This is a genomic window from Dietzia sp. SYD-A1, assembly GCF_015356725.1.
In the GTDB taxonomy this organism is placed as follows: Bacteria; Actinomycetota; Actinomycetes; order Mycobacteriales; family Mycobacteriaceae; genus Dietzia.
Genome location: NZ_JADDKI010000237.1, coordinates 1 through 8439, shown reverse-complemented (window position 1 = coordinate 8439; position 8439 = coordinate 1). Strand labels below are relative to the sequence as shown.

Here is an 8439-nt window from a genome sequence, read left to right as displayed (position 1 = left end):
GTCCAGGGGTGCCACGGTGGACAGCCCCGAGTCCAGGAGGACGACGGTGCCGACGCCGGTGGACGCACGGGCGCGCAGGGTCCGCGCCGCCAGGGCCAGCGCCGCGAGGGGATCGGCCTGTTCGGTGGTGGCGGTCTGGGTGGCGAGGACGGTGTTGACGGTGATCTTGGTGCGATCCATGAGCTTGGACTTCTGCTTGCCCGAGGACGGCACGGGGGCCGGGGCGGCGTCGTAGAGCACTGCCGGGCGCCCCTCGACCGAGACCACCGACACCGAGTGGCCGGTCACCGCGGCCTGTCCGGCGATGTCGGCCAGATCCCCGCCGATTACGGGCGCGGGGGTGTTTTGGCGAACCCCCGCGGCGTAGGTGACGGCCCCGGGCTCGATGGTGCAGTCCCCGATGGTGACGGCGTGGGCTTGGGGCCCGGATCCGCAACCGGCCAGTCCGGCGACGACGATCAGTAGGGCGGCGACGATCAGGGGGACTGTACGGCGGCTGATGGTGGTCATGATGGTGACTCCTCGTCACTGGTCGGGAAGGGACGATCCACGGTCGGAGGTCCTGCCACACCTGTCAGGGACCGCTTCGAGCCGATGCCTGTCGAGCGCACCGTCGACCACACCTCCGGCGCCCCGAGCCGCAGCAGTCGACAGGGCCGCCGAGGGCCTCCCCGCTGGCCGGGGGGTGGATGCGTTCACACGGGAGCAGTCAGATGAGTGCTCGAGCCACCGTGGCGCAGGATGCGCCTTAGCGAAGCGGGGGTGTGGCTGGCGGCGTGTGGGGGGCCCGGCGGGGGGCGTCGTGGCCCCCCGCCCGGTCCCGTCAGTCGCGTGCAGTGGGGTCGGTCACGGGACCGCTGTAGGCGGGTGCGGACTCGGTGTGGGTCTCGGGTAGGAGCAGGCTGGTGCCCTCGGGGCGGGCCTGTGCGGCGGCGACCGCGGCCCGGACACGGTCGCGAGCGCGGTCGAACCGGTGGGTTAGCGATGCCTGGAGTCGCTGAGCCTGCAGTCGGCGGTCGTGGATGGTGGCCGTGCGGACCTTGAGATCAGTGGCCGCCTGGCCGGCGACGACGGCCGCCTGCCGTGCGCTCTCCTGGAGCCGGTCGGCGTTCTCGCGGGCGTGGCGGATCTCCCTGGCCTCGGAGAGGATGTGGGTACGCAGGACCGCAGTGAACACGCACACGCCGGCGACCAGGCCCATGAACGCCACGGTGATGACGAAGTCTTCCAGGACGTCGGTGGAGGCCAGCGCCGCGGGCGTGACCTGTCCGATCTGCTCCGAGCTGGCGGCGGCGAGGTGATCGTTCGCGTCGGCGGCGACCGCTACGGCCCGCCGCCACGCCACGGCCAGGATGAAGCCGGTGCCTCCAGCCAGCGTGAGCCACCCCGACCACCCGAGAAACGCACGGGGGGAGTGCTGGGATTCCGTCATCGTCAGTGAGGTGCGCCTCGCCTCGGCCACGGCGTTGCCGAGGTGGTGGAACAGCAGCACGTAGAGGACCAGAACTCCGGCGGACATGACGCGCGCCACCACGTCGCTGGCGTCCGGGAGGATCGTGGTCAAGGCGTCGGTGAACAGCTGCCACTCGATCACCGCGCTGGCCAGCAGCAACAGCACCACCCAGCCGAATATTTCGGCACGCAGGCTGCGGTCACTCCTGGTGACCAGATGAGTCAGCCGACGCACGTATCGGTCGGCCATCGCCTGGCGGCGGGCATTGGAGCCGGACCCCGCCGAGGCGAGATCGGCGGCGGTAGAGGGGGCCATGTCAAGGGCTGAGGCAAGAGGATGCATCGAAATGGGCCTTCCGGGGAGTGCCCCGGGCCAATCCCGGGGTCGCCTACCCCTCCCGGCAGGGATCCTTTCCCCCACGTTCGCTGGTGTGACTACCCACCGATGCCCGAAAAAAATCGGGGCTTGACATAACCCCACCGGCGAGTCGATGATGACGTGGCGCCACTGGTGGCTATGCCATCGGAGCGCATGACACAACTTCATAGCGGTCAAATATGACTTTCCCGTCATCTCGGTGACGCGTTGCCCGGCTGCGGGCTGACGCCCCGGCCGGGAGTCCCCACCAGGGGACTTCACGTCCCACCGCGGGGAGTCATCGTGACCACCAATTTCCCGACCTGGGCTTTTCGGCGTGCCACCGCCGATGCCGAGGTCCTTTTCGTGCGCGCCCTCGACGACCGCTCCGTTGACGGGCAGGTCGCAGCCACCTACGTCCGCACCCGATGCCTCACGGCTGAGTTCGTACGCTCGCTCGCCCCGGACACCGCCTCGGAAGCGTGGACCGCGAAGGCGCAAGCCACCTCTGACCTGTTCGAGTCGATGGACGAGGTGACCCTTCTGCAGATCAACCGGTTCTGGACCGGGTTCGCCGCCGTCACTGCCCACCTCGAAGGCGGTGCCCCACTGCCCACCGCTACCAGCCAAGTGTCGTGGGAGCCCGCCGCCCTTCGGCGTCTCGAGGAGGCCGTGACGGGACTGGTCCGGGCACATGCCACCGCGGGGAGGTTCTCCGACCCCGAGGACCTGCGCCACGACGCGGGTGTGCTCCTGGCCCGACGGGAGGTGGTCAAGGTCTTCCGCACCGACGCCGAGGGGGTGATGCGCAAGCACACCGTCGGCCTGCGGTGCGTCGATGTCACCGGCAAGTCCCAGTCGTGGACCGCCAAGCCGCAGCAAGCCCTGTTCCGCCTGATCGGTGACGAGGTGCTCGCGGCGGTCCTAGCGGCCGTCCTGACTGGAGTCGAGCGCGGATTCCGGCGCTGGGCCCAGCTGGGCCTGGGACGAATCCCCGCCGAGGACGCCGTCCAGCTGCTGCGCGAACACGGTGCCCGCCTCGACGCCCGCGACCGGAAGCGGCGCCGCGGCACCGAGATCGAAGCGAATCTGTTCGCCCGCGCCGCCTACTCCGACCTCGAGGAGGCGGTCCGCACCGTCGCGAGATGGCTAGACGGGACAGGCCTCGACACCGGGGAACTCCCCCCTCTCACCCCCGCCAAAATGCTGCGGCTACAAGCCCTGCTCGATGACCTCTCGGCCCGGTGCCACGCCGTTGTCGACGATCTCCTCGACCCGGAGAGCGCCCGTGCGCTGGCCCATGCACGGGACTTGACGCGGTAGACCGCGGGAGACTTCGCCAGGGCGGTGATGGCCTCACGCGGGCGATCACCACCCCGGTGATGGCGGGCTCGCCCTATCGTGAGGTCATGCAGACACTGGTGTGCACGGTCGGCACCTCCGTGATTCCGGTCGTGACCGCGATCGCCACGGTCGAGCCCGACAGCGTGTACCTCGTCCACAGCACGTACACCGTCGAGGCTGCCGCCCGGATTCGGCAGTACTTCACCGAAGACCCGGCCGAGGACACCCCGGCGAGGCACCGCCTTGACGAGGTGACCCTGGTCGAGGTCCCCGACGAACGTGACGTCGCCGGCATCGGACAGGCCATCGACGCTCTCGGACTGCCCGCCGGATGGCGGCTCGACTACACCGGGGGCACCAAGGAGATGGTGGCGGCAGCCGTCGACCGTCACCTTGCCGCAGGCGGTGATCAACGGCACCGGACGTACGTCAACGACGACACCGGGCACCTCATCGACGGCGCAGGACAGCCCACACCCCTGTCCAGTGCCGGTATGACGTTGGAGTCCATCGCTGGTCTCCACGGTTACTCTCTCATCCCCGCCGATCCGCAACGATGGCGTCAGTGCGACAAGCAGGACTGTTGGGTGGAGGCTGTCGGACCTCAGCACGATCAGCTCGCCCGAGCCCAGGCGCTGGAAGACGTCGCCGCCCACCTCCTCCGCGAGACCCTCACAACACTCGGTTACCACGACGACGCCGACGTGGAGATTCTCGAGGGCGTCAACATCACGCAGTGCGGAGGCGGCGCCAATCTCGGGGAGTGTGATGTGCTCGCCCGGGTCGGGCACCGGGTCTTGGTTGTGGAATGCAAGCGGCAGATCGCCGACCTGCAGGGATTTCTGGGCTGGAATTACTACATCTCACGAGAGGTGTTCGGCAGCGGCACCCACACGATCTACCTCGCCTTGCACCGCGACGCCGCCGAACGGGTCCGCCTGGAGGGGTTGCGGGACTCCGTCCCCCGGGCGGTGCGGTCGATGTCAAAGAGTCAGATCGCCTCTCTCAACGCGACCAACCAAGGTCCGGGCAAGGAGCTAGATGGTGTCCGTCAGTGGGTGCAGCGTCCAGAGGTCAAACCGGTTCCCCAGACCCCGGAGTTCGAGGTCGAGGCCTCGGCCGTGGTCAGTGTGGACGCCTCCCCGCTGGGGATCTACTCGGCGATCTGCGCCATCGGCGCGGAGTCGGTCCTGGGTCTGACCGTGCGTCAGCAGACGGGAACCGCGTTCGCTGAAAAGGGGCGTGTCGGTGAGGGCCTGCGCGTACCCGAGGGCACCACGTGCCGGGCGAAGAGGGCGGGCGCGTGGAGTGAGGAGCACGTCTTCCAGCTGCTGACCGCCACCCGCGGAACGACCGACCTTCTGGCGACCCCGGGCCCCAAAGCCGCCACCGCGGGCATGGTCCGCTACCGCATGACGCGTCACCGCGAAAACCCCGACGACGGTGTCACCTGCTGGTTCACCAGGCCGGGAGGAGGTCTGTCCGCACCGTGGGACGACGCCTCGGAGAAGACCCCCTCGTACACCCGCGAGATGTGGTCCCAGCTGTTGTCCGAGGTGTACACAATCTCCGAGTCAGATGATCCGCGTCGCGCGGCCGTGTTCGCCGACGTTCGCGATCGGCCCCCTCTGCTCCGAAACTGCGACGAACGGAACACCTGGGCCGAGCAGTTCCTGACCCAGCTCACCGAGAAGGACACCAACCGGTCCATCACCGTGTTCCAGCTTCCCTGGAAGGACAACGGGCCGGTCCGGACGGAGATCCAGGACGGGTTCCCTGATCTCCTGCTGGCCAGCGACGTCGGACTGGTGAGCGTGTACCTCATGCCGTGGGTGTGGCAGGAGGAGGACAGGTCGGGCCACCTCAAGAAGCCGAGCACGCTCCTCGGTAGGGAGAACTGGAACAAAAGTGCCCGGGACCTGTTCCGCCGCTCGGTATTGCGGAAGTGGTCGACGATGAACACCTGGATGGGAGAGGCGCACCGGCCACTGCTGCTGCTCACCACGGAGGTCCCCGGCCCCACCGACGGGGCCAGTTACGAACAGCAATGGGAGAAACGACTGGTGTCCTTCGGCGGCCTGGCCGTGGGGACCTGGTCACTCGATGGCACCTTCGGGCAACTCGGAATGACCGATGCCGTCGACTCCGTGATGCAGGAGTTGGCCCCGACCACGCACTGACCGGCACCAGCCCGCGATGGCCTCACCCGTTCCCTAGTCGAACTTCAGGTCCGGCTCGTCGTAGACGAAGGGATCGGCCACAGGAATACCTGCCTCGCGCGTCTCGGTGCGGTCGGGCAGCTCGCCCAGAGCCGTGGTCCACAGGTCGTCGGCGTGCCGGCGGGCCTGGTCTGCCCGTTGCGCCGCCACCTGGGCGGCGGTGGCGGCGTCCCGGTGGGCGTCGTGGGCTTCGGCGATGAGCCTGCGGTCGACACGCAAGGCGTGCTCGGTGAGAGTGTCGACAGTGTGCTGGCATTCGGCGAGCTGCTGCGCGTAGTGCCGATCCAGGACGTGTCCGGTGTACTCATCCAGCGACGCACCGAGTTCGGCGACCCTGCGGTCGACATCGTCCTCGAGCTCGCACACCGTCGGGATCGGGGTGACCGGCAGAGGGATCGAGGCCGGCGCGTACACGGTACCCAGATCACCGTCGAGGTCGTTGGGCACCAGGTGCACAGGAGTGGGGCGGGGACGACGGCGGAATCCGAACATGGGTGGTGGTCCTTTCGGGGTGGGTACTACGGTCACAGGTGGGTGGTGAAGGTCCCCGCAGGGACGGTCAGTGACGGCTGGCGATGGCCAGCACGCACCTCCTCGGCTTCCCCGTGGTGGCGCAACAGGGCTCGCCAGTAGATGGCCACGAGCTGTTGGTGCCGTTCGCAGACGCGGTCGATCCTGTGGCGACGCACATCCAGAAGGTGTTGGTAGTCCTCGTCCAAGCGGGCGATTTCAGCCTCGCAAGAGCGGATGGTCTGGGCGCATGAGGCGATCTGGGCGCCGTGGCGGCGCTGCCAGCGGCCCACTGTCGCCGAGTCGGCCTCTGGAGGGGTCTGGGCCTGTTCTTCGGCGAGGATGGCCGAGGCATTGTCCAGGGCCTGACGATGGAGAGCCCGCTCGGTCTCCACCTCCTGCATGCGGGGCCGAATCCGCAGCAGCTCCGAGTCGACGTGAGTGGCGTTGAGCGCCCGAAAACGCTCCAAGTGCGGCGTCAGTCCGGTCTCCGGATCGGGAGTGACGTTGGCCCGCCCGTCCTGACGTCCGGCCCACCAGGCCCGCAGCCGCTGCGACCGGGTCGGGCAGGCCCCGAGGGTGCCCTCCCACAGGTCCGGATTGAGCCCATCGGCGTCGCTCTTACTTCCAACTCGCATCATGGGACGGTCACGGCCTTTCGCAAGCAGTGGGGTGTATCTCGCCGGAAGACCCGGGTCGAGAGTGTGTGTGCTCACCCCCTCAGGGACAACAATCGACACCGCCAGCGTCGGCACCCCGAAGAACAACCGCGACGCCGCGAGGGAGACGACGCACAGGACCAACGCCTTCCCAGAATGGGCCAATACAACGAGGAACCACTGCCAACCCGAGTCGACCGCAGTGACGACCAGGGCCCGAGCTCAACCCGTCGAAGGTCTGAAAAGTCCACACACCGTCGACGACCCGCCACGACAAGGGAGCCAGCAAAGCCACGGCATCACCCAGTCGCGCGGCCCGCCGCACGTCGGTGCGACGACGGGACGCCTCTCCAGCGCCCCTGCGATTTTGACGCGCACCATGCTCTCTCGCACCGTGAGCTCCCGTATGGCAATACCGGTGCGAACAGGATGCACAGTCGCAACTGAGGATGCCGCCGGGCGCGCAGTCCACGACCACACCGCGATCACCACGCCGCATAGTGAGGCCACCGCCCAGGACGTCGGTCACCCCGTCGGAGTGCCCGCGAGTGCCGACGACCCAACCTCCCGTGCCGGGTGAGTGCCAGAACCTCGCAAGCCTCCTATCGGACTCTCAGAGCCGGTGGCGGTCAGGGCCGAAACAGACGTGGTCGCGGCAGCCGACCCGACCAGTGTTCCTCCGCCGAACTCCCACGCCGATACCGTCCCTACCGGCGTCACGCCTCCAGCCCTTCGAGAACTCGTCGACATCGGCGGGGTCAATACCGCGAACCCACCGGTGGTGAAAGTCGCCATGGTTGCCCCAACGAACAGAGACAACACGAGTCGCGACAAAAGCGTCTGCAGACCTCATCTCCATGGACGACACGTGATCGGATACCGGAGATCGTCGAGATCACCTACGAACCGGGGAGAAGACAAACCGGTCAACGAACACGAGCAACGCCACGACCAGCCCCGCCGCCACCAGCTGCGACAGACCAGCGTCCAGATACCCGCTCAACACACCGTCGACCACGACGTCGCAGTGGAAGGGATGAGCCCCGCAGAACTCACAACACCACGGCGAACAGCATTCGCATCAACACCCCACAGGGACAGACGTCACCTCATCCTTGGCCTCAAGCCTGGACCCCACCCCTCCAGGGGGAACCATGTGCCCAGTCCCTGAAGGGATGAGCATTAGCCGCCGACCCACCTACGTCCGCCGCGCCACCTACCGGCCCGCACTGCCACACCAGACTCGCCTCGGCACGGTCTCGAGCCGGCAGCCTCTAACCAGAAGGGGCCACACCACGACCTCACTCACCGCCCTGGCGCTCGTGGTCGTCGCAAGCACCGCAGCGGCGGCCATCAAGACATCGGCACCCCTGGCCCCTACCCACCACACCGAGAACGCGACGACGGCCACATCCCTCAAGGAAGGAACGGACTACTCGTTCACCGCACACGTCGACGGCCACCCGGTGCGCTGGTCGTGCGAAAAGCCCACGACCATCGCACTGGCAGGCGACGTACCCACCGGCACCTCAGCAGCACTGCAAGACGCAGTGACGGAACTACGCTCAGTGAGTGGACTTCCACTGGAAATCCTGTCGCCAGACCAAAACGCCGATATCACCGTCCACTACGCGCCACATGGAACAACCCACGCAGGCGCCGAACTCAGCGATACCGACCGCCTCGGCGTCGGCCAGATTCGTTACGACCCCACAACCGGACTACTCACCCACGGCCTCGTCCTCATCCGCGCCAACACCCCGCACACCGATCCGACCATCCCCACGGGAAAAGCCGTCCTCACCCACGAACTCCTCCACACCCTCGGCATCGGACACGCCCACCAAGGCACAGACGAGATCATGACCCCCACCGTCGTCCCCGGTCGCCCACCCAC

At 67.8% G+C, this 8439-nt stretch carries 7 protein-coding genes; 3 read left to right on the top strand and 4 right to left on the bottom strand.

What is annotated here, in order from left to right:
• Positions 1-510: hypothetical protein (locus IY392_RS10490; RefSeq protein ID WP_228549270.1), on the bottom strand; the 510-nt coding region annotated here is incomplete at its 3' end.
• Positions 511-823: 313 nt separating this feature from the next.
• Complete coding sequence (locus IY392_RS10485) at positions 824-1768, bottom strand: hypothetical protein (RefSeq protein ID WP_194861172.1); 945 nt, start codon at positions 1766-1768, stop codon at positions 824-826.
• Positions 1769-2113: 345 nt separating this feature from the next.
• On the opposite strand from IY392_RS10485, the gene IY392_RS10480 reads away from it, so the two are divergent.
• Both IY392_RS10480 and IY392_RS10475 read left to right on the top strand, forming a co-directional pair.
• Entirely contained in the window at positions 2114-3133 is a 1020-nt protein-coding gene (locus IY392_RS10480; protein WP_194861171.1) for a hypothetical protein, read from the top strand.
• Between the two features lie 86 nt (positions 3134-3219).
• A complete protein-coding gene (locus IY392_RS10475; protein ID WP_194861170.1) occupies positions 3220-5334 on the top strand; it encodes a hypothetical protein in 2115 nt (704 codons plus the stop codon).
• Between the two features lie 33 nt (positions 5335-5367).
• Here the strand turns inward: IY392_RS10475 and IY392_RS10470 are convergent, their stop codons facing one another.
• Both IY392_RS10470 and IY392_RS10465 read right to left on the bottom strand, forming a co-directional pair.
• Entirely contained in the window at positions 5368-5865 is a 498-nt protein-coding gene (locus IY392_RS10470) for a hypothetical protein (RefSeq protein WP_194861169.1), read from the bottom strand.
• Positions 5866-5897: 32 nt separating this feature from the next.
• Positions 5898-6521, bottom strand: a complete 624-nt coding sequence (locus tag IY392_RS10465) for a hypothetical protein (protein WP_194861168.1) — start codon at positions 6519-6521, stop codon at positions 5898-5900.
• 1343 nt (positions 6522-7864) lie between these two features.
• On the opposite strand from IY392_RS10465, the gene IY392_RS10460 reads away from it, so the two are divergent.
• Positions 7865-8439 (top strand): hypothetical protein (locus tag IY392_RS10460; RefSeq protein WP_194861167.1); only part of this gene is annotated, 575 nt, incomplete at its 3' end.